Raw genomic sequence first — 25,039 nt, forward strand, 5'->3', positions numbered from 1 at the left:
GACTATTGTGTGGCCCATATTATTAGTAATTTAAAAGCACATCCCATTATTTTCTGGGATGTGCTTTTTATGAGGCAACTTATTTGAATCATCAACAAACAGAATCAATCGAGGAGGATTTATAAACTATTTATTGTCTCAGCTAGAGAGGTCACGGTGGCCCCGGGGCCATAGAGGCTTTCCCAATCAGCGCCAAAGTCCTGCACGGCACTGGCGATGGCCGGCATCCCCAGACCAGCGGCCACAATATCAGCCCCCATGGTGACGGCTTGGGCGCCATTTTCAATGGCGGCGGTGACTTGGCCCACGTTGTGGAAACTGGCGGCGAGAATCTTGGTGGTGCTGTGGGTTTGGGCAATGGTTTGAGCGAAACAGTGAACCACCTCAGCGGCATCAATGTTCATGTTCGCCATGCGGTTGTAGTAGGGCGCAATGTAATCTGCGCCGGCGCCGATGGCCAATAGTCCTTGAAACTTGGTATATATGGCCGTGGCGGTGACGTGGTGGCCCTCGGCTTTAAGTTGCTTCATCACGGCCAGGCCATTTTCTGTGGTGGGAACTTTGATATAAACCTGATCATCGATGTTGTCTAAAATAGCATGGGCATCGGCCAACATGCCAGGCACATCTTGGCTCACTACTTGGGCATGCAGGGTCGCACCTTTATCTAAAATCTGCCGAATTTGACGCATTTGTTGAAAGAAGTCCACCTTACCAGCCTTTTTTACAATTGTGGGATTAGAAGTGACCCCGGCTAAAGGGAGAATTTGGTTGTACTTGGTAATGGTGGGAATATCAATCGTGTCTAGTAAAAATTCCATTTATGTTTACCTCGCTAAATTTCTTGTTCTGTTCGTTGAATAATATCGTCTTGGGTTTCCTTGGATAACCCCACGAAGAAGGCGGAGTACCCCGCCACCCGCACGATCAAGTCCCGGTGCTTTTCCGGCTGGGCTTGGGCGTCTAACAAGGTTTGCCGGGAGACAATGTTATATTGCACATGGTAGCCCTCCAAGCGGTTGAAGAAGGTCCGCAATAGGGCAATGAGCTTCAGACAGTTCTCCGGGGTGCGGAGAATTTGTGGGGACATCTTTTGATTTAGCAACACGCCGCCAGTAATGGCTTTGGTATCGAGTTTCGACACACTCTTGAACACTGTCGTGGGGCCGTTGACATCCATGGCATGCGCTGGCGAACAGCCTTCTGCTATCGGTGTCCGGGCGAACCGGCCATCCGGCGTAGCCAAGGTGCTGTGACCCTGACCCACGTTGGCCGAAATGGAACTGGTGCCGGCATAACGCAAGCCACCAATGGGACCGCGGCCATAACGGGTGTTTTTATACTTGGCGATTTCATCAATATAAGGCGCATAAGCGTCTACCAATAATTGATCCACGGCATCGTCGTCATTGCCGAATTTTGGTGCGTCATTTAGCAGCATTTGCCGAATCCGTTCACCTTCGGCACCTTTGAAGTTTGTTTGCAAAGCTTGCCACAATTGGGCGGGGGTCAAGCGTTGTTCTTCAAAGACCAATTGTTTAATGGCGCTCAAGGAATCGGCTAAGTTGGCGATACCCACTTGCAGGCCACTGATGAAGTCGTAAACCGCGCCGCCTTCTTTGATAGTCTTGCCCCGGCCGATACAATCTTCGGTGAGGGTGGAACAAAGAATGTCCGGATAACCCTGTTCCAGTACTAAATCACAGGTGTTTTCAATGATGACACTCTGCCGGGTCATTTCCCGCAAAGATTTATCCCAGGCGTCAAACAGCTGCTGATAGCTGGTCATCTGGTTAAAGTGGCCGTAATCCGGCAACAGCCGCTGGCCGGATTCAGGATCCACACCGCCGTTCATGACGATCAATAAGGTCCGGGGAAAATTAATGAAACTCATGCCAGTACAGCGATAACCCCACTTGCCGGGGATGGCGGTCTCCACACAACCGATGGCACTGTAATTATAAGCATCGGCTTTTTTCACACCTCTAGCGATGAAACTAGGGATAATGACTTCGTCGTTATTAAAAGCCGGCATCCCCAAACCCTGTTTAATCACCGCCACACAAGCCTGCATAAATTTGTCACTCAACCCTTTGTGGTAACGGACGGTCAGATTAGGTTGGGGCAAATGGGCTTGCGAGACGGCCTGTAAAATCAAATAAGATAAGTCATTGACCGCATCTTTACCTTCGGGGGTCTGGCCCCCAATGGTGATGTTTTGGTACAAAGGACTGCCGGCGGAAAATTGGGTATGACCCCAAGGCCGCACTTTATTAATGGTCAAGGTCTTCAAACATAGATTGGTCAACAGTTCCACGGCTTTATCAGGGGTAATGTGGCCCTGTTGCAAGTCCCGTTGGTAGAAAGGATTCAAATATTGGTCTAAGCGGCCGTAAGAAACGGAGTGGCCGTTGGACTCGATTTGCAAGACCAAATGGGTCAACCACACAGCTTGTACCGCTTCTTGGAAAGTTTGCGCCGGTTCGTAAGGTACGTGATTGAGGGTATGGGCCATTTGCAATAATTCTTGGCGGCGCTGACTATCGGTGGTGGCTTGGGCCTGTTCTAAGGCTAATTTGGCATAGCGCTGGGCAAAGTTTTTCACAGCATTGATGACAATTAAACTGGATTGATAGAAATACCATTGTTTTTGGGCGTTGATATCCGTGAGGTCTAAATTTTCTAAAGCAGTATTGACCCGAGCTTCGTACCATTTCAAGCCCTTGGTAATAACGCTTTCATAATTGACGGCAATATGGCCATCCCCGGAGGTAATATTCCCGGTGGCCCCAATGACTCCTAAATCGTAAAGCAGGCGGCTCTTAGGCGGAAAGGCAGCCAAGCCTTTATCTTCTAGGGTGTTGTTCTGCCAGAAGGGGGCAATGGCTTTTAACTGTGTCTTGGCTTCCGACGTGATGTAAAACACATCCCCGGGGCGTTTTTCGAAACTATCCAATTCAGCGATGACCCACTTCATGGAATATTCCGGAAAAACCGGGGCCCAACGGTTATGTTGGGCCTGGTTGCCGGCAATCAGGGTATCGGGTTCGATGAAAATCGACATCTTAGACAAAATGTTCTCTAACATATGGGCCCGCAATAAGTCCACTTGTTCCTGCTGGTGGGCTTGATAAGCCTCAGTGGCCAACACCGCCCGCTGGGGATCCACGTAAGGTTTGGCCGCTAAAATGCTGTCCCGCAGCCGGGTCATCTTGTGGGTCAAGGTGCCAAAGGGGTTATTTTGAGTTTGAATTGTTTGCATAACCATTGCCTCCTATTAAATTTCAAACGAAGCGTATAAATATTTCTTTCGTAACTAATTATAATCAATTTTGTTGGAAAGTTCAATTTTTTCGCCAAAAAAATACAAGCCTAAGCATCGACTTGTATCAATTGGACGCCATTTTGGGTTAAAACCCGGCTGCAGGCTTGGGGAATCCCGCTGTCCGTGACCACTGTGTGCACTTTATCCGCGGTAAAAGACCGGATAATACTAGGGGCATTAAACTTACTGGAATCCGTTAAAATATTGAGATCCTTGGCATTTTCGGCCATGGCCTGGACGATATCCGTGCGCATGATGTCATTGCCATAAAACCCGGTGTTAGGATCAAAGCCATCAGTCCCAATAAATAACTGGCCTACCCGGAAGTTGGCCAGGGCGGCTTTAGCCATGGGACCCACCACCACTTGGGAATCAGATTGATATTTACCTCCCAATAAAAACACATCTAAATTCGGGTAACGTTCCACGAAATTGGCGATGAAATAAGAAATGGTAATAATGGTGACATGCTTATCTAGCTTACCTAATTGCGCCGCTAAAAGGGCACAGGTGGAGCCGGATTCAATCATGATGGTCTCGTCTACTTCCACCATCTGGGCCGCACGTTGGGCGATGCGCAGCTTGGTATCGTAGTTTTGGGCCAGACGATAGCTCAGGTTATTGGGATTGTTGATCAAGGCAAACCCGTGCTTGCGCTGCAGGAGGCCTTTATCCTCTAACTTGGTTAAATCCTTGCGAATGGTAACTTTTGAAACATGTAATTTATCGGCAAGCTGGGTCACGTCAATTTTCTTGGCGTCATTGACCAGCTGTAGTATTTTATCGGCACGATCATTTGGCATTGTGCTATATCCTCCAATCACTTTATTTAGCATGTTAGCTTATAAAACAGTAGTTTCAAAAACAAGTGATTTATTTACGAACGAAACTGATTGTGCTATATTATAGGTGCATTCAGTCAAAGGAGGGGATTTCGATGCCACCAATCACTGTGGATCAAACCAAACCAACGCCGGCAGACACCCAACTCAAGGGTCTAATTTTTAATATCCAAAAATTTAGTTTAAACGATGGCCCCGGCATTCGCACCGTGGTTTTCTTCAAAGGGTGTCCTTTACGTTGTGCTTGGTGTGCCAATCCGGAGTCTCAAAGTGGGCTGCCGGAAACCATGCAAGCCGAAACCCGGTCACAACCTAAAACAGTTGGCACCTATCAAACCGTTGATGAAGTCATGGCCACGATCTTAGAAGATTTACCCTTTTACGAAGAATCCGGCGGTGGGGTGACCTTATCCGGTGGGGAAGTGTTGTTTCAACCCAAATTTGCCATCGCCTTAGCCAAAGCCATCAAAGCCCACGGTATTCACCTGGCCTGTGAGACCACCGGGTTCGCCCAACCGGCAATTTTTGAAGAATTTATGGCATATGTGGATTTAATGTATTACGACTGTAAGCAGTGGGACACCGCCCAACATAAAGTGGGGACGGGTTTGGGTAATGAATTAGTTCTGGCTAACTTAAAGCTAGCCGTTGCCGCCAAACAGAACCTTTGTGTCCGCATCCCAGTGATCCCCGGGTTTAATTATAGCGACACCGACGCCCAGCACTTCGCCCAATTGTTTAACCAACTGGGTATAAATGACGTGGAATTATTGCCATTCCATCAATTTGGCCTAAAAAAATACGCCGACTTGCATCGCAAATATGCGTTAGCTGACGTAAAACAGTTACAAACTGCTGATTTATTAAGCTTTCAACGAATTCTTGTACAGCAAGGGATCACTGCTAAAATCAACGGGTGGTAACTAAAAATCGGTAAAATCATTCGGCGCTGTTAATTGGGCCACCACCTGCATGCGCCAATAATCAGCTTGCCAATAGCCATCTTTCCATAGTATCGGCGTCAATTGGGCGTAGGTATTGTCGATGATGGCTTTTTGTACGGCTTCAGGTAACGGTTCCAAATCATTGGCAAAAAATTGCCGCAGCCAATTAGCCAGCCCATGATGCCCATCCGCCAATTGGGTGGGGCGATAGTAATGGGACAGGCGCTTGACTTCAAACCCATGCTGTTCCAGTAATTCTTGATAAGGTTTAGCATGGGGAAAGAAAAAGTTCAAACTACTGCGCAGGCCGTAGTGGGCCAAACTATGTTTAAAGGCGTCACAAATATATTCAATATTATAGGCACCACCGAACTCCGCAATCAATAATCCATTGGGCTGCATCAATTTGGTGATCTGCGCCAACAATAAGTTTTGATCCTCAGGCGGGATCCAATGAAAGACCGCATTTGAAAAGACCACGTCGTAGCGGTGGGCATCTTCATAAGTTAAAATATTAGCCTGCATCACGTCTAGTTGTGGAAATTGTAGCTTCGCTTGTTTCACCATCTCCCAGGAACTATCGATGCCCCGGACAAAGGTGGCTTTGTGGGTCAGCAGTCGGGTCAATTCCCCGGTACCGCTGCCGATATCTAAAATTGCATTACAGTCAGGGACAAATTGCAGCAAATTTTCACCGTATTTTGCCACAAACCCATGATCATGATCATATTCTTCCGCATCCCAATGCAAACCAGAAAGACCCCCATCTAAAATTAAGTATTGACGTTATTATAGCAGAGTTTAAGGTTTATGAGGACGAAATTAGAATTAGTTTTGTAAATCAAGGGAATACACTCAGCGAAAGGTGATGGTCACACGCGATTTTCTGAAACAGGGTCTGCTGGCAGTCCTTAAATTACAAAATAATTTGTTTTTGCGTTATATAACATTATGAAATTTTTAATATTTAATTAGAAAAAATGCTTATTAAAAGAAACCCAACACGTGGACTATACCAAGTAACGGGCTATTTAGCGGTGACGCGGATGGCATCCCAAATCAGCGGATAGATTTGGGCAAAGCCGTAGTCTTTTTCCAAATACACGCCCCGGCGCAGGTTTAAGCTGTGGTTGTAGACCACATTAAAAACCAGGGCCATCACTAAATTCACCGGAAGGTCCTTTAGGATTTTTTGCTGGATGCCAGCCCTTAGCAAGTTGGTCACCAAGTTGTCCACGGCAAGGTCGCCAACCAGGTTGGCGGTATTTTCGCCTTTCAAAAATTTAATTTGTTGAATTAAAGTCAAACTGTCTGGATCGGCCACCGCATAAGTATAAATCGTGTGGATATAAATCTGAATCCGTTGAGTTAAAGGTAAACTGGTGTCGCTAATTTGTTGAAAATTAGCGGCGCTTTTTATTTTGACCATTTCCCGCTGAAAGACACTGTCAATTAAGGCCGCCTTATTTTTGAAATACAAATAAACATTGGACTGGGCAATCCCGACTTTCTTGGCCACGCGAATGGTGGAGACAGCGGTGATGCCCTCGGTTAAAATCAACGTGGCCACGGCGTCTTGAATTTTTATGATTTTATCATCGTCTCGTTTTTTCATAATGTCAGTGTACGCAAAATAAAATTGAAATTCAAGATTGACAAAGATAGACCTATCTTTTATACTAGTCAAAAATAATAAAAGATATAGTTATCTTTTAAAAGAGGGCATTTATTTATGAAAATTACCATGTTAGGTTCCTTAGGTCATATCAACCAGATCGTCATCCCCCAATTAATCGCCGCTGGCCATACCGTGACGGTGATCACCAGCAGTCCCAAGCGCGTAGCCGCCATTGAAGCCCTTGGTGCCACCGCCGCCGTGGGGACCATGGCAGATGGGCAATTTTTGACCCAACAATTTCAGAATCAAGATGTGGTTTATCTGATGATATCCGGTCCGGCCTTCAACACCACGGATATGATTGCTGGGGCCAAGGCCCAGGGCGAAATTTTTTACCAAGCGATTCAAACTGCGCAGGTGAAAAACGTAGTGGACTTGAGCAGTATTGGCGCCGATGCAGGGCCAGAAGCCGGGGCGCTATATGCCTATCACTTCATTGAAGATCAATTAAAGCAACTGACAGATGTGAACCTGGCCTTTGTGCGCCCGGTGGGATTTTATAGTAATCTCTATAGTCATTTGTCCAACATTAAAGCCCATCATCGCTTGGCCACCCCTAATGATCCTAATCTGTTGGCTGCCTATGTGGCCCCAGCCGATATCGCCGCGGTTATTTTGCCCTTATTGACCCAAACCCCTGCAGGTGTGTCGGTCCATTACGCCATCAGCGATATGTTCACATTAAACGAATTTGTGACCACCTTGCAGCAGACACCGGCTCTGGCGGATTTGAAAATTGATTTGATATCCGATGCCCAATATGCCGCTGCCCTGGCAACGAACAAACTGCCTCAAACTGTGATTGACAATTTTGTCCAAATGGTTCGTTTTGAACGGGACCCTGAAAAAGTTTACAGAGATTTGAAGCAACATCACCCCACCTATGGCCACGTGAAGTTGGCAGATTTTGCCAGGGCCTATGTCCAAGCTATCCTGGGGGATGCAGATGACGCCAAGGCCAATACTATTGTGAGTTAAATAAAAAGTGCTGCCTACGATTATGTAAGCAGCACTTTTTGCTTATTGGAATAACTCTTTTAATTGGTCGTTCAGGCTAGGGATTTTATACCCCAGCACGTCTTCGAAGTCCGTGGTGTTTTCGTTGAGTTCCCCATCCCGGATCAAGGCTTGAATAGCCGTGACCACTTTGGCGGTATCTGCCCCTAAATTGATGGCTGCCTGTTCTTCAAAGGTATCTAATTCTAAGGCTTGCACCTTAAATTCTTTTTCGGCAATTGAAGCCACGGCTTGGGCCAACTCTTCATAAGTATGGGCGGGACCAGCGAATTCATAGATGACTTTAGGGTCGTCTAACACTAAGACCTTGGCAGCAGCTTCGGCGTAAAAGCGTTCCAAAGCCCAACCTACCCGGCCTTCACCACCGGCATAGACGAAAGGTTCACCGGCTTGGGCGGCTTTGAGGCGGCTGAGTTCATCTTCTAAATACCAGTTGTTCCGCAAGAAGCTGTGGGCCAGCCCACTGTTGTTCAAGGCCAGTTCCGTGTTGCGGTGGTCTTCCGCTAATGGGGCCCGGGCCTCATCGGCATGGGGAAAACTGGTGTAGGCCACATATTGCACATCGTTATTTTTAGCAGCGGTGATCACGTTTAAATGTTCTTGAATGCGGGGCAGGGCACCGCCGGGAATCGAGGAGATGAATAACAATCTATCCACACCCTTTAAGGCGTTGTGCAAGTCACCGGGGATGGTGTAATCCCCAGGACGAACTTCAATACCCTTGGGCAACAGCTGACTTGCTTTTTCGGTGTTGCGGGCCAAGGCGATAATGTCTTTGGGGTCAACCAACTTGGCCAAGGTCTTAACGGCCATGGACCCTAACTTGCCAGATGCTGCGGTTACTGCGTATTTCACGAAAATTTCCTCCAGTCGTTATTTTTTTTCTTTAATAATGTAGCGGGGACGATTTTTAACTTCTAAGTAGATGTTGCCGATGTATTTGCCCACGATACCCAGGCAAAATAGCTGTAGGCCACCGATCATTAAGAAGATGGAGACCATGGACGGCCAGCCGGGAGTGGGATCGCCATGTAAGGCGGCCCGGATGATGATGAAGACTAAGAATATCAAGGAGACAAAGAAGGATAAAAAGCCCACCCAAGACGCAATGGATAATGGGAATTCCGAGAAACTGACGATCCCATCTAAGGAATAACGCAACAGGCCCCAAAAAGACCAGCTGGTATTGCCAGCCACCCGTTCCACGTTCTTATATTCTATGTACTTGGTATCAAAGCCCACCCAACCAAAGATACCCTTGGAAAAACGATTGTATTCTTGCACGGACAAAATAGCGTCCACTACTTGGCGGGTCATCAACCGGAAATCCCGGGCCCCATCCACGATGGGGGTTTCGGAGATTTTATTGATGATCTTATAAAACCAGCGGGAGAAAAACGAGCGAATTGGCGGCTCGCCATCCCGAGAAACTCGGCGAGCAGCCACGCAGTCGTGCCCGGCTTCTATACCCTTTAACATGGTCAGCAGCAGTTCGGGGGGATCTTGCAGGTCCACATCCATCACCGCCACCAAGTCCCCATCAGCGGCCTCTAAGCCCGCTAACAAGGCGGACTCTTTACCAAAGTTACGGGAGAAGGTCAAGTAATGGACCCGGTCGGGATTTTGGGCGTTTAATTGGCGCATTTCGGCTAAGGTGTTGTCCTTTGAGCCGTCGTCCACGAAGAAATAGTTAATGGTATGGTCCGGCATTTTGGCATTGATTTCTTCCATAGTTTTGAAGAAAATTGGCACGGTTTCTTGTTCGTTGTAACAGGGCACAACGACAGAGATTAATTGATTACTAGACATTTTTATCCTCTTGCACATCCTTTTTGCCCGCCAGCGGGTCGGATTTGAAAATGATTTTGCTTAAGACGTAGTTGATGACAATAACAATGATATTATCGACGATTTTCACCGGTAGACCTGGTAAGCCCAGCCAAGTGATCCCGATCAACACACACAGCTCATCAATGCCAAAGCTAGCCACCCGGGCGCCGAAGAAGGCCCAGAGTTCCTTGAAGAAGGCATTTTTAGTGGTGTATTTGGACCCAAAGACATAGGTTTTATTGGTGAAGAAAGCAAATAAAACCGATAGGAACCAGGCGATGACGTTAGCCACCAGGGGATTGATCCCCAAATATTTGGCAAATAGTTGATAAGCGACGATATTGACCACGGTGGTCAAGACCCCAAAAATCCCGTAAGCAATGAGTTGTTTGTATTTATGGATTAGTCCAAGCATAGGGCGTTGCTCCTTTACACATGTTTTAATTATAAGCTAAATAATAGCTGTTCTCAATGGACTAATTTTAGCCGAAAAATGTGACTAGAATATGTAGGTGTTGTGATAATGTCAAGACAAACACCAGCCACGAAAAAAGGTCTTAGGGATATGCCCCTAGGACCTTCAGCTTTATCTGTACCCTATGTTCTCATAAGCTTCCTGTACCGTCTTGCCGGTGCCAATGAAATTCTGATTAATTACAATGAACTCCTGCTTGTCTGGATCAAAAATCACTTTATAGGCCATAAGATACCTCCATTGATAAAACAGATTCCCACGAGGGGTCTTAAGTCTAACCGGGTTAGCCCACGCTGTCAATGGCCATTAGGCTAAAAAATAACGATGGCAAAAATTCGGGCGTTGCTGGCAGGCACTTGTATAATAAGATTCGAATCATATCATTAGTAATTATCGCAGACTTGCCGGTATAATTGAACTATCAAAGCGATAGGAGGCAATATGATGACTGATAAGCAGCTGACCACTAATGCCGGCCAACCTTGGGCTGACAATCAAAATTCTTTAACCGCTGGGGCTAGAGGACCGGTCCTGATCCAAGATGTGGCTTTATTGGAAAAATTAGCCCACTTTAACCGGGAACGAATTCCCGAACGGGTGGTCCACGCCAAAGGGGCGGGGGCGAAGGGCTACTTCGAACTGACCCACGACATGAGTGCTTACACCAAAGCCGACTTATTCAACGGCAAAGGCAAAAAGACCCCGTTGTTGGTGCGCTTCTCCCAAGTGGCAGGAGAAGCCGGGTATCCGGATACTTACCGGGATGTCCGGGGCTTTGCGGTGAAATTTTATACCCAAGCCGGCAACTACGACATTGTGGGCAATAACACGCCCATCTTCTTCGTTCGCGACCCCATCAAATTCCCTGATTTTATTCATTCCCAAAAGCGGGATCCGCGAAATCATGCCCGCTCCCAAGAAATGCAGTGGGATTTTTGGGCCCATTCCCCGGAATCCGTCCACCAGGTCACTATCCTCATGAGTGACCGGGGGCTGCCGGCCTCTTATCGCACTATGCACGGTTATGGTTCCCATACCTTTAAGTGGGTCAATCAGGCCGGAGAGGTGTTCTGGGTGAAATATCACTTCCGGACCAACCAAGGCGTGCACAATATGACTAATGAAGTTGCTGCCAAAATTTCTGGGGAAGATACGGACTTTTTACAAAATGATTTGTTTAACAGTATTGAAGACAAAGATTTCCCATCTTGGACCTTATATGTACAGGTCATCCCTTATGAAGCGGGCTTAAACTATAAATATGACATTTTCGATGTGACCAAAGTAGTTTCCCAAAAAGATTACCCGCTGATTGAAGTGGGGAAGATGACCTTGAATGAGAATCCAGAAAATTACTTCCAGGATATCGAAGAAGCGGCCTTTTCTCCGGCTAATTTTGTGCCCGGTATTGAAGCGTCGCCGGATAAATTGCTCCAGGGCCGGCTCTTTGGTTATAAGGATGCAGAACGGTATCGCCTGGGGGCTAACTTTGAACAATTACCTGCCAACCGGCCATTAAATGAGGTGCAGAACTACCAGCGGGACGGCTTCATGCAGGCGGAAAACCCTGGGGGCGCCGTGAATTATGAACCTAACAGCCAGGATGGTCCCAAAGAAGTACCTAGTGCTCAAATTGCCCCTTATGATGTCACCGGGCAAGTGGCGGCCCAACCCTATGACAGCAGCCGTGATGGCGAGCAGGCCGGGGCGTTATGGCGCCTGCTGCCAAAAGACGAGCAAGATCGCCTGGTGGCCACCGTCAAAGCAGGCTTAGGCAGTGTGGCTAATCCCGAGATTCAAATTCTAGAAACCAAGCAATTCTATCAAGCTGATCCGGAATATGGCACTCGGATCGCCCAGGCTTTAGGCTTAGATATAGAAAAAATCAAAAATTAAGTAAAAAATAAGACCCTGTTGCCGGCTGATTGCAGTTGGTAACGGGGTCTATTTCGCTTTATTTACCGCGGTCGATGACAATGGACTTCAAGCCCTTAAAGTAAACAATGTAGCCATCATTGGGGAATTCCTTAGGATTGGTGGTCAAATCCTGGGAATCGTAATTCACCGCGTATTTGGTGTGGGGATAATAATATAGGGGTGGGACTTTTAAGTGGGTATGGCCGGCTTTGACTTCTTTTTGAATATAGGTGTAGCGGGTGCGCAAGGCTGAGCTGGATTGGTACAGGTCTTTAAAGCCGGGGATAAAGGCCACGATGGCCAAGAGGATGAATAAGTCTTGGACAATGAGCACGGTCAAGCGGCTGCGTTGGTCGCTGGTGGGTAAATCGGCCCGATCGGGGATGCTGGAAAAAATCCCGATGATCAAGAAGACGATGCCCCCAAAGAAGGACCGGCCCCCATCAGCGCCTAAAGGTGACACCGCCAAGACGTACAGGGTGGCAAAGCCGCAAAGCAGCCACAGGTAGGTCTTCAACATGCGGTCCTTGTTATACCACAGGGTATGTAATAAAATAATGGCCACCACGATGGTGATGAGTAGCGGATAGTGCAATTTCCCTAAAGACACGGTGACGTTCTTGATACCCGTCAGTGTCCGGGTGACGATGGAGATTTTTTGGTAGCTGGCCCCTAAAGTGGCGGCGGTACGCACCGCATTGCCCGGGGCGGTGATCAACATCAAAAAGCCAAAGACCGTGGCCATTAAGCCGGTATATTCCCAAATGGCCGGTTTGTTTTTGGCAAAAATCAATTGGTACAATAGCATTAATAAAATGGCCATGATCAAGCCGCCGGAGGTATTTTCATTGGACCAACCGGCCAGTAAGCCTAAGGGTAGGATAAACAGGGCTTTGAGCCAACCGTTGACCCGGTGCTTATCGGTGAAGGTCTGGATATCAAAGGTCCGCACTAGGTAAGGCAGGCCCATGGCTAGAATTAAAACGGTGGTCCAGAGGTAATTTCCAGAACCCGCGGCCCATAAAATCGTTTGCCCGAAAGCTGGGAAGAATAACCAACTGGCGGCAATAATCCCCATGTAGCGCAAAGGGGACAGTTGGCGCCAATTTTTCGACGTATACAATAGAATTAAAAAGGTCAGGATACAAAAGACTAGGGCGTTGAGAATTTTGTACATGGGCCAGGGAATATTCAACAGGGAGCGGAAAATCGTTTGGCCGATGGAGCGGCCGTTCCAGTTATAATATTCATACTTGGCCGCGTCAATAATGGGCGCAAAGGAGCTGTAGCGCTGGGCCATGTACAGGTCATCGTCAAATAAGGGGGCTAAGAAGTTGAGGCCCGCCACTAATAGCCATTGTAAAATGAAGATAATGGGCAGCCAGAGTTTTGAAACTTGTTTTGATTTAGTAGCCAACATGCGTGTCATACCTCTTCCAATTAAAAAGTTATCATATTGGCATATTATAGCATATTGTGGGGTACCCCCTTGGAAAAATTTGGACTTTGGGCCGATGTAATTGGGCGGTTAATCCTTGAAAATGAGAAGAGAAGATGTTTGAATCGACAATAGGGATTTGTAGCACCTTTTTTTATGAGGAGATTTTAAAATGAGCGATAAACCAATTTTAACGATTGGCACCAATAATTTAAAACTACAGACGGGCTTGACCCCCACCGATGATCAATGGCGGGAACTTGCCCATATCCGGGCCTTTAGTGGGTCCGGGGATGATATTTCCAAGCAAGTGCAAATTGACCCGCAAAACTTTGACCCCGAAAAACCTGGGGAATATGAGGCCCAAGTGTTTGTCAGTGATCCCCAAACCCAGCGGATTGCTGGAGCCAGTTTCACGGTGACGTTGATTGCCTTAGACAATGCCATCCCACCCAGTGGGGCTGACATAGGGGTGACCCAAAACCCAACGACTACGACGGATACCACACCGCCCCAACAGGCACCAGTTCAACAGCAACCCCAAGCCCCTTTGACCAATGATAACGCTACTAAACCGGGGCTATATCGGGAGCCAGAACCCCAGTACACGGCGCCCCAGACCCAAGAGCCCATGTTAAGTGCCAAAGAAGCTCAAAAACGGGCCAAGCAACAGGCGAAAAAAGCCAAGAAGGGCAACAACCATCACTTTATGTGGGCGATTTTTGTGCTGGTTTTAGTCATCGTCTTATTATGGCTGATGATTTGGGCCTTGAGTGGCAGTGGCAGCCGTAATGCCAATAACAACGCCGCCACCCAAAGCACCTCCCAAGTGGTGAGCTCTGATTCCACCAGCAGTACGGCCAGCAGTAGTAGTCAAGCCAGCGGCACGTCCAGTGAGATTGCCCAACTAACTAAAAATGTGAAGGCACTGCGCCAAGCCGTCAATGCTTATCAACAAAATGGCAACAGTACCCAATATCAAAATCAGATCGATTCGATTCAAAGCCAATTGGCGGATCTATCGGCCCAGGCTCAACAGAGCAATTCTAAATTAGCGGACGCCATTTCCGCCTTATCGGAAAAAGTCCAAAATATGGGCAGTGAACAAACACCTACTCAGGCTAAACAAAGTCTCCAGCAAACCGAGCAATCCAGTGTCTTGGATTCGATAAAATCGTTATTTTAACGCTAAAGCAAACCCCAGAGTTGCGCCGGGACAAGACAGCGGTATAATAAATGACACAAGGCATTTACTGAAAAAAACTGCCAATCTATTTGGCAATGAGATTAAACCCAATAAGGGTAGCTGTGGAGGTTTATGGGGATGACTTTTTATGAGCGTTTTGTGAGTAACACACGCATTCGCCGTTTTACTGTACTATTGATTCTGGTGGCCGTTTTGTGGTTTGCCCGCAGTGCCATGAGTACCATACTTTTAACCTTTACCTTCACGTACTTAGTGGTTCATTTGATCCGCTGGTTACAAAAACACCTGCACTTCATTCGACCAGTGGCCGTGGTGATCCCACTGTATTTGATCATAATTGGGGCGTTATATTTCGCCATTTCCCACTATGCCCCCATTGTGGTCCACCAATTCTTCAAGTTGTTTCAGAGTCTGTATTCCTTCTACCAGCGGCCGGACGTGGATTCCAATGCGATTTTGCGCTTCATTGGCCAATGGGTACAGCGCCTGAATCTAAATGCCCAGATCCGCAACAGTGTGGCGGAGATTTTCCGCTACATCACCAGTGTTGGTGGCGCCGGGGTGACTTTGTTCATCTCCTTTATCTTAAGTTTCTTTTATGCCATTGAAGTAGATGAACTCAATAAATTCGGTAAGTTATTTTTAAACAGTGATTTTGGTTGGTTCTTTGAAGATTTATACTTCTTCGGGGAAAAATTTGTCCATTCCTTCGGGGTGGTTTTAGAAGCCCAATTGTTGATTGCCGTGGTCAACACTGCGTTAACCACCATCACCTTGAGCTTTATGCAATTTCCAAGTATCGCACCGTTAGCCCTAATGGTCTTCTTCTTGTCCCTGATTCCAGTGGCCGGGGTGATCATGTCCTTGGTGCCCCTATCTTTTGTGGCCTACACTGTGGGGGGCTGGCGGTACATCGTTTACATTGTGATCATGATCATTATTATCCACGCCTTGGAAGCTTATGTGCTAAATCCTAAATTCATGTCCAGCCGCACCCAATTACCGGTATTCTTCACCTTTGTGGTGCTGATTGCTGCCGAGCGCTTGTTTGGCACCTGGGGCTTGATCGTGGGGATTCCCATCTTCACCTTCTTGTTGGATATTTTGGGCGTGAAAGCCATTCGCGGCACCAAGAAAATTAGCGAACATTTACGGTTTCACCATGGTAAAGTTGGGAGCAGAGGCACTAAAGGGACGGTGGTCAAAGATGACAGCAACCAAAGTGATAGCAGTCAAGACCAAAAGTGACCAGCGACAATTGGCCCAGTTGCAAGTAGCCCTGTGGCCAGAATTAGCCGTCTTGGATATTTTAGGCCGCTTAAACATCGAACTACAAAATCCCAAACAACGTTACTTTATGATTAAAATAGGCCAACAGGCAGTTGGTTTTTGTCAATTCACCTTACGTCATACGGGCGTGGTGGGGGCAAAAACCGGCCTGGTGGCCTATTTAAATGGCATTTATGTCCAGCCCGGCTATCGCCTGCAACACTTGGGGACCCAGTTATTTAACGCCGGGGTCACTTGGGCCAAGGCACAAGGGGCCGGGCAGGTGGCCAGCGATGTAGCTTGGGACAATGAAATATCCCAGCGGTTTCATGAAAGCCTAGGTTTTCATGTCGTGGCCCGGTTGATTCATTACCTGCAAGACTTGGAGGACGAGGACAATGCTTAAGAAACATTATCTATGGGGAACTGGCTTAGTGGTGCTTTTGGCAGCGGTACTAGGGTTTGTGATTTTTGAAGACCGCAAGCCCCAAGTGAAACTCAGTGGCTCCCGGGACCATAAAATCGACCAAATTATCACCGCCACCAATTTTAAGGGCACCGCCATGGTCTTAAAGCCCGGCCAAGCCCCGGATTTTCACAGTGTGGGTTATGGCAATGCGGCTAAACAAGAACTGAATACGCCGGATACAGTCTTTGCCATCGCCTCGGTGGAAAAGACCATGACCGCAGCCATGATCATGCAGTTGATTGTGGCCAAGAAATTGAGTTTCACCACTAAGTTAGCCCATTTTTACCCGCAAATTCCCGGGGCTAGTCAGGTGACCATGCGCCAATTATTGGATCACCAAAGTGGTTATCTCACCGATGAAATCCCCCTGGCAGAACAGCCCCAGTCGGAAAAGGGGGCCATTGCTTTTGCCATCAGTCAAATCAATGACCAGACCAGTCAAGCTTTTCAATATGACAATGCCAATTACGTGTTGCTAGCTGGGATTATTCGCCAAGTTACCGGAAAAAGTTTTGCCGCTAATTTGCAACAGCGGATCATTCAGCCCTTGAAACTACAACACACCTTTAATTTTGACCAAATTCCCCCCATGCAAAAGCTGGCCTTGCCCTATGCTAAGACCAGCCGCCGGGATTATCACCCGGCCCATATTACCCCCAAGCTCTACGGGGCTTTGTTAGGGGCGGGGAATTTGTTCATGAGTATTCGGGATTTGACCACCTTCATGGCCAGTTTGCATAATGGCCAGGTTCTAACGGCCAGCCAGTTTCAAACTTTGACAAAGCGCAATGCTGATAGCAATTATGCCGCTGGTTGGTTTGCCCTGGACAATGGGGATTTGGCGGTGATGGGGATGTATGACGACTATCCCGGGACTTATCAGGCCTACGTGGCCTATAATCATCATTTCACAACCGGCGTGATTTTATTGGCCAATCAGTCCACCGATGTGGCTTTGCAGGACTTGGGGGATGAGCTCATGGGGCTAAATTAACCGGTTATTTTCAAGTTGGGACTATATATTTTCTGTAAATAAGTGTAAAATGAAAGTATAAAATAAAATAAGTGAGGTATTGCTCTTTATGGCTAAATTAGTATTGATCCGTCATGGTCAAAGCGAATGGAACCTGTCTAACCAATTCACTGGTTGGGTTGATGTGGACTTAAGTGAAAAAGGTGTTGAAGAAGCTAAGCACGCCGGCGATTTAATCAAGGCGGCTGGTTTGGAATTCGACCAAGCCTATACTTCTGTTTTGACACGGGCCATCAAAACTTTGCACTATGCTTTAGAAGAATCTGGTCAATTATGGATTCCTGAAATGAAGACTTGGCGCTTAAACGAACGTCACTATGGTGCTTTGCAAGGTTTAAACAAAAAAGAAACTGCGGACAAATATGGTGCTGATCAAGTGCATATCTGGCGTCGTTCTTACGATGTTTTGCCACCATTATTGAAAGCAACTGATGAAGGTTCTGCTGCTAAAGATCGCCGTTACGCTGACTTAGACCCACGGATCATCCCTGGTGGGGAAAACTTAAAGGTTACTTTGGAACGGGTTATTCCTTTCTGGGAAGATCATATCGCCCCAGACCTATTAGCTGGCAAGAACGTCATCATCGCCGCACATGGTAACTCATTACGGGCTTTGACGAAATACATCGAAAACATTTCTGACGAAGACATCATGAATCTTGAAATGGCAACTGGCGAACCTGTTGTTTATGATTTCGACGACAAGTTAGCTGTTAACAGCAAGACAAAATTAGACTAATTCAACCACAACTTTAAGGTTGAAATTTTCTGAAAGAAAACATTTACTGGCTTTAATTAGCAAAACTGGTAGTTCACTGAAAAAATTCAGTGGCTGCCAGTTTTTTTGTGTCATCGCTTTGATAGCTAAAGCTAAACAACTGCGAGTTATGCCTTAAGCTGCTGAAGTTGGGGATGAGTTATTAACGGCCCGGATTCATTTTTTAGTTAAAAGGAATGCGAATTAAAAAAATCTAGATGCTGACTTAGTGGTGTGTTTTTTATCCTTGGGGATAAAAGGCAGGCCGCTAAGTGCGTCTAGACAGCTTAGCAGTACTTAAATAAATTTTTTAAACTGCTGCGGGGTTACTTTATGGATGCGTTTGAACTGATGGATAAATTGCGATGTATCTTGGAAGCCCACGATGGTCCCGATGCGTTTGATTTCCCATTCGGGCTTGGATAACAATAACTCCCGGGCCTTTTGCAGGCGGTATTCGGTGAGGTATTGCAGGGGGGTGATGTTATAGGCCTTTTTAAAGACGCGATTTTGGTAGGTCACGGAATACTGGGTCACCCCGGCCAGTTCTTCGTTGGTGATGGGTTTCATATAGTGCTGGGTGATGTATTCAATGATCGGCATGGTGATTTCTTTGTTCTGCCGATTGAAGGCCTTTAAAGCATCATTTTGTTTCAGGAGCATCACAAACCGATAGATCTCCGTGGATTGATCCAAGATGGCTGCGATACTATGTTGGTTGAACTGTTCAAACTTTTCGGTGGGAAAGGTCAGCAGTTCGGCGGAGGGGGACGGCACATACAAATAATCCGTGACCCCTAAATAATTCACCAAATCCTGGGCTAAGGTGCCGTCAAAGGTAAAAAAGGCAGTCTGCCAATCTTTATTAGGGTCACTGGATTCATAATGATGGGGCACACCCTTGGCTAGAAAAATACCTTGATTTGGTGCCAAGGTGATTTTTTGACCCGCTACTTCCACGATGCCCGTCCCCATTTCAGATTGCAACCAGTGAAAGGCATAATAGCCGTTCTTGCGGGTCATGGGGTCTTGTTGCCATTGGTAACCAATGCTGTCACAATACAAAGGAAAATCTTGGGTTGGTTTATTAAAAGCAATGCGCATAAAATATCACCTCTACTTATATTCAGTTTACCATAATTAAGGTTAAATTTACCTACTTCTTGATTACATTGACCAATTAGTGAAACCCTTGTCATTGTATAATAATAAGGTAGTAATTATTCTGATAATCAAAACGAAGGAGTATTCAATATGGTACAAAATAACGTATCGCAAGCAGATATTAACTGGCTAGACGATCCGCAAGTTTTCCGGGTCAATGCCCTGCCTGCCCATAGCGATCATGCGTGGTACCGTTCCACTAATGAAATCGCTGCTAATAAGAGCAGTTATGTACAGCGCCTCAATGGGCATTGCCAGTTTGCCTATGCTAAAGATCCTAGCCAAAGGGTGCCTGATTTTTACCAAGCTGATTTTGATACCCGTAATTGGGATGATATTCAGGTGCCAGGATTGATTGAATTTGCCGGTTACCACAAATTCCATTACATTAATACATTGTACCCTTGGGAAGGTCACATTTTCCGCCGACCAGCCTATACCATGGCACCGACGCAAAACGGGGCTGGGCAGTTTAGCCAAGCCCCAGACAATCCTGTGGGCCAATATGTAAAACACTTTAAATTGGCGGCGGGCTTGTTAGATCAAACTGTCCGGGTGCGCTTTGAAGGGGTTCAGACGGCCATGTATGTTTGGCTCAATGGCCATTTCTTAGGTTATGCTGAAGATAGTTTCACGCCCCACGAATTTGATTTGACCCCATATCTCACGACTGAGGATAATGTGTTAGCTGTTGAAGTGTTCAATGCCAGCACGGCCAGTTTCTTAGAGGATCAAGATATGTTTCGCTTCTTTGGAATTTTTCGGGATGTGAGCTTGTTAGCCCAACCGGCGGCCCACTTGGAAGATATTCACATTCAACCGCAAGTGGCAACTGATTTTAAGGGGGGCACGCTGACCGTTGACGCCAAAGCTAGCGGGACCTTGTCTGGGGCTAAGGCGTTGATTGAGGTTTGGGATGTATCCGGGAAACCGATTTTTGAGACCACCACGACCTTGCCAGCCCAAGGCACATTAGCCCAGACCACCTTTAAATCGATTCATTTGTGGGATAACTTAAATGCCTATCTATACCATTTGCAGATTACAGTGCTGGGTAAAGGGGGCCAAGTGTTAGAAGTGATTCCTTATGACTTTGGCTTCCGGAGGATTGAAATCAATCAGGATAAGGTCATCATCTTGAACAACCAGCGTCTGATCATCAAGGGTGTGAATCGGCACGAATGGAACGCCGCTTCTGGGCGGGCCATCACCAAGGCAGATATGCGCCAGGATGTGGCCACCATGCGGGCCAATAATATCAACGCTGTGCGGACCTGTCATTATCCCGATCAACTGCCTTGGTACGACCTGTGTGACCAACAAGGTATCTATGTCATGGCCGAAAATAACTTGGAAAGTCATGGCACCTGGCAAAAGCTGGGGGCCGTAGAGCCTTCCGATAACGTCCCCGGTTCCTTGCCCCAGTGGTTGGATGCGGTGTTAGACCGGGCTCAAAATAATTATGAACTATTGAAAAATCACACCAGTATTTTGTTCTGGTCTTTGGGCAATGAATCTTACGCCGGCGATGATATTGCCGCCATGAATGCTTATTACAAAAAGATGGACGCTAGCCGCCTGGTCCACTACGAAGGTGTTTTCCATCGGCCTGATTATAAGGCTAAAATTTCCGATGTGGAAAGTCGCATGTATGCCACGCCCGCCGAGATTGAAGCTTATTTGAAGGATAACCCTAAAAAACCCTTTGTTTTATGCGAATATATGCATAGCATGGGCAATTCTGTGGGTGGTATTAAGGCTTATATGGATTTGTTGGATAAGTATCCAATGTTCCAAGGGGGCTTCATTTGGGACTTCATTGACCAAGCTATTGCGGTGAAAGACGAAGTTACTGGTCGCACGGTCCTGCGGTATGGCGGGGACTTTGACGACCGGCCATCGGATTATGAATTTTCTGGGGATGGGTTGTTGTTTGCTGACCGAACTGAAAAACCAGCTATGCAGGAGGTGCGCTATTATTATGGGAAATACTAAAGCCTTACAAATTGTTTATGGGGACGGCACCTTAGGAGTTACTGGCCCAGACTGTCATTATATTTTCAGCTACAGTCGCGGTGGCTTGGAATCCTTAGTGGTTTCTGGCAAAGAATGGTTGTACCGGGAACCCAAGCCCACTTTTTGGCGGGCCACCACGGATAATGACCGGGGCAATGGTTTTTCCAGAAAATCATTACAGTGGTTGGGCGCTGATATGTTCATTGACGTGGCTAAAATTGAAGTCCAAATCGATGAGCGGCCCATCACCTTGCCGGTAGCTCCCATCAACAATCAATATGGGCCTGAAGAATTCGCGGACCGGGTCCAAATCACTTACTTTTATAAGACGGCGACGGTACCGGCTACCGCTGTCAGTGTGCAATATACGGTTACAGCCACGGGGCAATTGCGCGTGCAGGCCAGTTATCTGGGCAATGCTGATTTGCCGGACTTACCGGTCTTTGGGATGCGCTTTGTGATTCCCACCTTAGCCACGGGGTATGAATATGCGGGTTTATCCGGGGAAACTTATCCGGACCGCTTAATTGGTGGCAAGCCGGGGACTTACCATGTCACGGGCCTGCCGGTGACCCCGTATTTGGTGCCCCAGGACTGTGGGATGCACATGCAGACCAAGTGGCTAAAGGTGATTCGCAATACCACCAAGAACAATGCGGATCATTCCCAAGTGCCCTTTAGTTTGAAGTTTTCCCAAGGCGGTGCCCCCTTTGCCTTCAGTGCGTTGCCTTATACCGCCGAAGAGTTAGAAAACGCCACCCATCAAGAAGAACTACCGGTTCCTCGACGGACGGTGGTGAGTATTCTCGGCGCCGTTCGGAGCGTGGGGGGTATCGACAGTTGGGGGGCGGATGTGGATCCTGCTTATCACATCCCCGCTGATCAAGACATCCTGTTTGATTTTGTTATTGAAGGGGTTTAAAAATATTGGAAGGTCGCTGCGGCGGCCTTTTTGTGTGGCATCAAAAAAACAGCATAGCTTAGCTATGCTGCGGCAATATCTGATAAAGGGGAGATATTGAATCATATTTTAGGATTGGATCGAAACTTGTCATCGGTGATCAAGGCCACCGTTTGGTTCATCTTGGCCCGATAAGCATCGTTTTCTAAAAGTAGGGTGGTGATGATATCTAGGGCGTAGATGATGGCAAATTGGGAATTGACAAAGCGAGTGTTAGCCACGAAATTGCTATTTTTTACTAAGATGGTCAAGTCACTCAAGCTGGCTAGCGGGCTGTCTTCAAAGGCGGTCACCGCCAGGATCTTGGCGCCCTTAGCCTTGGCTAATTTCACCGCTCGGTTCACATCATTGGTGTTGCCAGTCAGGGAGATCACCAAGACCACATCGTCGGCACTGACGATACTGCTGTTGATGTACATGATATGGCTGTCGGTCATGGCAAAGGCGGCAATGCCCATGCGCAACAGGCGCTGGGTCATTTCGTTGACGGTGTAGCCGGAACTGCCTAGGCCAAAGAGATAGACCCGCTTGGCCTGGGTAATATCGGCCACGGCCTGTTTGATATCCTGCAAGTTTAGCCGCTCCAGGGTCCCAGTCAAGATGGTTTGATAGAAGTTATAAACTTGATCAGAAATCTCAGCTTGGGCCGGGGTGGGTTGAGCACTGGGGTGATTGCCGGCTAATTGTAGTTTGAAGGTGTAAAAGTCCCGACAGCCCATTTTTTTCACGAAGCGGGTGATGGTGGCGTTGCTGACCCCCACGGCGTTGGCCAGCTTGGAAATGGTCATTTGCTGGACGACCGATGGGGTCTGCATGACTTTTAGGGCCACTTTGCGCTCTTGGCGGGAAAGGTTAGCATATTGATTTTCAACATTGCGGACAATGTTCATGGTTGTTCAGTCCATTCTTCATCAAATTCTGTGAAGCGTACGTCAATCTGAGATGGCGTCAATAAAACCCTGGGCGATTTGCAAAGGTCGGGTGATGGCACCACCCACTACTACGGCGTGGGCACCTAGGTCTAAGCAAGTCCGCAGTTTGGCGGGGGTATCCACTTTGCCTTCGGCGATCACAGTATGTTTAGCGGTCTTTAAGACCTGTCTTAAGTAGTCAAAATCATCATCTGCCAAACTTAACCCGGTGGTTTCTGGGGTATAGCCGTGCATGGTGGTGCCAATGATATCAAAGCCCAAAGTATCGGCAGTCTGCACATCGGCCAAAGTGGCGGTGTCGGCCATCAACAACGTGTCGGGGAATTCTTGGCGCATTTGGACCACGATGTCTGATAACTTTTCCCCATTGGGGCGAGGGCGATTGGTCACGTCACAGGCCACCACTTCAGCACCGGTAGCTGCCACTGCTCGCATTTCCTTGAGGGTGGGGGTGATATAAACCGGCGAATCAGGATAGTCCACTTTGTTCAAGCCGATTATGGGCAAATGGACTTCATCTTGAATGGCCTGGATATCCACCACAGAATTCGCCCGAATCGCCACGGCCCCAGCTTCTTTAGCTGCTAAGGCCATGCGGGCCATGATAAAGGAACTATACAAGGGTTCCCCCTTTAAAGCTTGGCACGAGACGATTAATTGACCTTTAACTAGGTCTAAAAAATTGTTTGTTGACATAAGACCGCTCTTTTCGTGGGTTTATTTGAGATATTTCGTATAGATTGCCTTGGCCCCGGCAATCATGTCGGGGTTGGGATGACTCATAGGTTCTTTACAGAAGCCGGCCGGCACACCTAGTTCTTGTAAAACTAATTTTAGAGAAGGGTAGATGTCATTTTGAATCAAGTCCGTGATGAGATCATTGCTGACTTGTTGCAGATCCCGGGCTTTTTGAATATCCCCGGCATCAAAGGCCACCATTTCGGCTTTAGCCCGTTTGGCATTCAAATTATAAGTGGAACCAATGGCCCCGTCCACATTCAAAGCAAGGGCTGGTAGGAGCATCTCGTCAAAGCCGGATAAAATCAATTTATCCGGGAAGCGATTGCGGACCCGTTCTAAGAGATAGAAGTCCGCATTGGTATATTTGATGCCAATAATTTTCGGATTTTCAAATAATTCGGCGAATTGATCAATGGATAAGGACACTCCAGTTAAAGCAGGAATGGAATAGATAATTAATTGATTGTCCACATCCTTGACGATTTCATTGTAATAATGTTTGATTTGGGCAAAGGAGAAATTATAATAAAAGGGTGTGACGGCGGAAATAGTCTTATAGCCTAAGTCGGTGACATATTGGGCTAATTCCTTAGCTTCTTCTAAGTTTAAAGACCCCACTTGGGCAATGAGGTCAATGGCCCCGTTGGCTTCTTCAATGACGGTTTTGAAAATAGCTTTCTTTTCCACTGTATTCAACATAAAGGCTTCCCCGGTACTGCCGCCCACGTAAAGGCCATCGATGTGATTCACGTCGATGTTGTAGCGAACCATTGCCCGGACCCCTTGCAAGTCGACCGTGTTATCTTCATTAAAGGCCGTCATTAAGGCCGAATATAATTTTTTCATCAGTTGCTCCTTCAAAAACATATTTTAAGTTAACCCCAGCAAGATGCTGGGCAAATATTGTAATAATCATGCTGATTCAACCGCTTACATGAAGAAGCATAGCGCATGAAATAAATTATTGCAATCATAAATTTGGATAATTATTTTCGTTTCGACAGCTTGACCCCGGGGTGGTGGG

General features: G+C 47.1%; 23 protein-coding genes. 10 read left to right on the forward strand and 13 right to left on the reverse strand.

Annotation, left to right across the window (positions count from 1 at the left end):
- Positions 1-119: 119 nt before the first annotated feature.
- The 3 genes from FC83_RS02065 to FC83_RS02075 form a co-directional block, all read right to left on the reverse strand.
- Positions 120-821: a fructose-6-phosphate aldolase gene (locus FC83_RS02065; protein ID WP_035452861.1), complete on the reverse strand. Its 702-nt coding sequence runs from the start codon at positions 819-821 to the stop codon at positions 120-122.
- A gap of 14 nt (positions 822-835) precedes the next feature.
- Positions 836-3,268 carry a glycyl radical protein gene (locus tag FC83_RS02070; protein WP_052004649.1) on the reverse strand — a complete coding sequence of 811 codons (2,433 nt, stop codon included), beginning with the start codon at positions 3,266-3,268 and terminating at the stop codon, positions 836-838.
- 104 nt (positions 3,269-3,372) lie between these two features.
- Positions 3,373-4,128, reverse strand: coding sequence for a DeoR/GlpR family DNA-binding transcription regulator (locus FC83_RS02075; protein WP_035452864.1), 756 nt, complete (start codon positions 4,126-4,128; stop codon positions 3,373-3,375).
- A gap of 134 nt (positions 4,129-4,262) precedes the next feature.
- On the opposite strand from FC83_RS02075, the gene FC83_RS02080 reads away from it, so the two are divergent.
- On the forward strand, positions 4,263-5,090 hold the full coding sequence (locus FC83_RS02080) for a glycyl-radical enzyme activating protein (RefSeq protein WP_035452865.1): 828 nt from the start codon (positions 4,263-4,265) through the stop codon (positions 5,088-5,090).
- On the opposite strand, the gene FC83_RS02085 is transcribed toward FC83_RS02080, so the two are convergent.
- Positions 5,091-5,861, reverse strand: coding sequence for a class I SAM-dependent methyltransferase (locus FC83_RS02085; RefSeq protein WP_057002324.1), 771 nt, complete (start codon positions 5,859-5,861; stop codon positions 5,091-5,093).
- A 277-nt stretch (positions 5,862-6,138) separates the two neighbouring features.
- The gene (locus FC83_RS02090; RefSeq protein WP_035452866.1) at positions 6,139-6,726 is read right to left on the reverse strand and encodes a TetR/AcrR family transcriptional regulator; all 588 of its coding nucleotides are present in this window, start codon (positions 6,724-6,726) and stop codon (positions 6,139-6,141) included.
- A gap of 117 nt (positions 6,727-6,843) precedes the next feature.
- Here FC83_RS02090 and FC83_RS02095 point away from each other — a divergent pair, with 117 nt between their 5' ends.
- Positions 6,844-7,767 carry an SDR family oxidoreductase gene (locus FC83_RS02095; RefSeq protein WP_035452867.1) on the forward strand — a complete coding sequence of 308 codons (924 nt, stop codon included), beginning with the start codon at positions 6,844-6,846 and terminating at the stop codon, positions 7,765-7,767.
- A 42-nt stretch (positions 7,768-7,809) separates the two neighbouring features.
- Here the strand turns inward: FC83_RS02095 and FC83_RS02100 are convergent, their stop codons facing one another.
- The 3 genes from FC83_RS02100 to FC83_RS02110 are packed head-to-tail and all read right to left on the reverse strand — an operon-like array spanning position 7,810 to position 10,051.
- Positions 7,810-8,661, reverse strand: a complete 852-nt coding sequence (locus FC83_RS02100; RefSeq protein WP_057002325.1) for an NAD(P)H-binding protein — start codon at positions 8,659-8,661, stop codon at positions 7,810-7,812.
- Between the two features lie 18 nt (positions 8,662-8,679).
- Positions 8,680-9,615, reverse strand: coding sequence for a glycosyltransferase family 2 protein (locus tag FC83_RS02105; RefSeq protein WP_057002326.1), 936 nt, complete (start codon positions 9,613-9,615; stop codon positions 8,680-8,682).
- Complete coding sequence (locus tag FC83_RS02110) at positions 9,608-10,051, reverse strand: GtrA family protein (protein WP_035452868.1); 444 nt, start codon at positions 10,049-10,051, stop codon at positions 9,608-9,610. Before FC83_RS02110 ends, FC83_RS02105 begins: the two co-directional genes overlap by 8 nt.
- A 504-nt stretch (positions 10,052-10,555) precedes the next feature.
- Here FC83_RS02110 and FC83_RS02115 point away from each other — a divergent pair.
- Entirely contained in the window at positions 10,556-12,007 is a 1,452-nt protein-coding gene (locus tag FC83_RS02115) for a catalase (RefSeq protein ID WP_057002327.1), read from the forward strand.
- A gap of 58 nt (positions 12,008-12,065) precedes the next feature.
- Here FC83_RS02115 and FC83_RS02120 read toward each other — a convergent pair whose 3' ends face one another.
- Entirely contained in the window at positions 12,066-13,448 is a 1,383-nt protein-coding gene (locus tag FC83_RS02120) for a DUF3329 domain-containing protein (protein ID WP_035452870.1), read from the reverse strand.
- 190 nt (positions 13,449-13,638) lie between these two features.
- Between FC83_RS02120 and FC83_RS02125 the strand changes: the two genes are divergently transcribed.
- From FC83_RS02125 to FC83_RS02145, 5 genes are all read left to right on the forward strand, one after another.
- Positions 13,639-14,652, forward strand: coding sequence for a hypothetical protein (locus FC83_RS02125; protein ID WP_035452871.1), 1,014 nt, complete (start codon positions 13,639-13,641; stop codon positions 14,650-14,652).
- A 138-nt stretch (positions 14,653-14,790) separates the two neighbouring features.
- Positions 14,791-15,921 (forward strand): AI-2E family transporter, encoded by a 1,131-nt coding sequence (locus FC83_RS02130; RefSeq protein ID WP_082622545.1) that lies wholly within the window; start codon positions 14,791-14,793, stop codon positions 15,919-15,921.
- Entirely contained in the window at positions 15,881-16,348 is a 468-nt protein-coding gene (locus FC83_RS02135) for a GNAT family N-acetyltransferase (RefSeq protein WP_057002328.1), read from the forward strand. Before FC83_RS02130 ends, FC83_RS02135 begins: the two co-directional genes overlap by 41 nt.
- Positions 16,341-17,405, forward strand: coding sequence for a serine hydrolase domain-containing protein (locus FC83_RS02140; protein WP_057002329.1), 1,065 nt, complete (start codon positions 16,341-16,343; stop codon positions 17,403-17,405). The genes FC83_RS02135 and FC83_RS02140 overlap by 8 nt, the downstream gene beginning before the upstream one ends.
- Before the next feature lie 88 nt (positions 17,406-17,493).
- Positions 17,494-18,183 carry a 2,3-diphosphoglycerate-dependent phosphoglycerate mutase gene (locus tag FC83_RS02145; protein WP_035452876.1) on the forward strand — a complete coding sequence of 230 codons (690 nt, stop codon included), beginning with the start codon at positions 17,494-17,496 and terminating at the stop codon, positions 18,181-18,183.
- Positions 18,184-18,498: 315 nt separating this feature from the next.
- On the opposite strand, the gene FC83_RS02150 is transcribed toward FC83_RS02145, so the two are convergent.
- Positions 18,499-19,305, reverse strand: coding sequence for an AraC family transcriptional regulator (locus tag FC83_RS02150; RefSeq protein WP_035452878.1), 807 nt, complete (start codon positions 19,303-19,305; stop codon positions 18,499-18,501).
- A 150-nt stretch (positions 19,306-19,455) separates the two neighbouring features.
- Here FC83_RS02150 and FC83_RS02155 point away from each other — a divergent pair, with 150 nt between their 5' ends.
- Entirely contained in the window at positions 19,456-21,360 is a 1,905-nt protein-coding gene (locus FC83_RS02155; RefSeq protein WP_057002330.1) for a glycoside hydrolase family 2 TIM barrel-domain containing protein, read from the forward strand.
- Positions 21,347-22,303 (forward strand): beta-galactosidase small subunit, encoded by a 957-nt coding sequence (locus FC83_RS02160; RefSeq protein ID WP_035452879.1) that lies wholly within the window; start codon positions 21,347-21,349, stop codon positions 22,301-22,303. Before FC83_RS02155 ends, FC83_RS02160 begins: the two co-directional genes overlap by 14 nt.
- Before the next feature lie 101 nt (positions 22,304-22,404).
- On the opposite strand, the gene FC83_RS02165 is transcribed toward FC83_RS02160, so the two are convergent.
- From FC83_RS02165 to FC83_RS02175, 3 genes are read right to left on the reverse strand one after another with little or no spacing between them, the layout of a single operon-like run.
- Complete coding sequence (locus tag FC83_RS02165; RefSeq protein WP_035452881.1) at positions 22,405-23,232, reverse strand: MurR/RpiR family transcriptional regulator; 828 nt, start codon at positions 23,230-23,232, stop codon at positions 22,405-22,407.
- A 42-nt stretch (positions 23,233-23,274) separates the two neighbouring features.
- Complete coding sequence (locus tag FC83_RS02170; RefSeq protein WP_035452883.1) at positions 23,275-23,970, reverse strand: N-acetylmannosamine-6-phosphate 2-epimerase; 696 nt, start codon at positions 23,968-23,970, stop codon at positions 23,275-23,277.
- Positions 23,971-23,991: 21 nt separating this feature from the next.
- Positions 23,992-24,861, reverse strand: a complete 870-nt coding sequence (locus FC83_RS02175; RefSeq protein ID WP_035452885.1) for an N-acetylneuraminate lyase — start codon at positions 24,859-24,861, stop codon at positions 23,992-23,994.
- Positions 24,862-25,039: the final 178 nt, after the last annotated feature.

The sequence above is a fragment of the Agrilactobacillus composti DSM 18527 = JCM 14202 genome (assembly GCF_001436375.1).
In the GTDB taxonomy this organism is placed as follows: Bacteria; Bacillota; Bacilli; order Lactobacillales; family Lactobacillaceae; genus Agrilactobacillus; species Agrilactobacillus composti.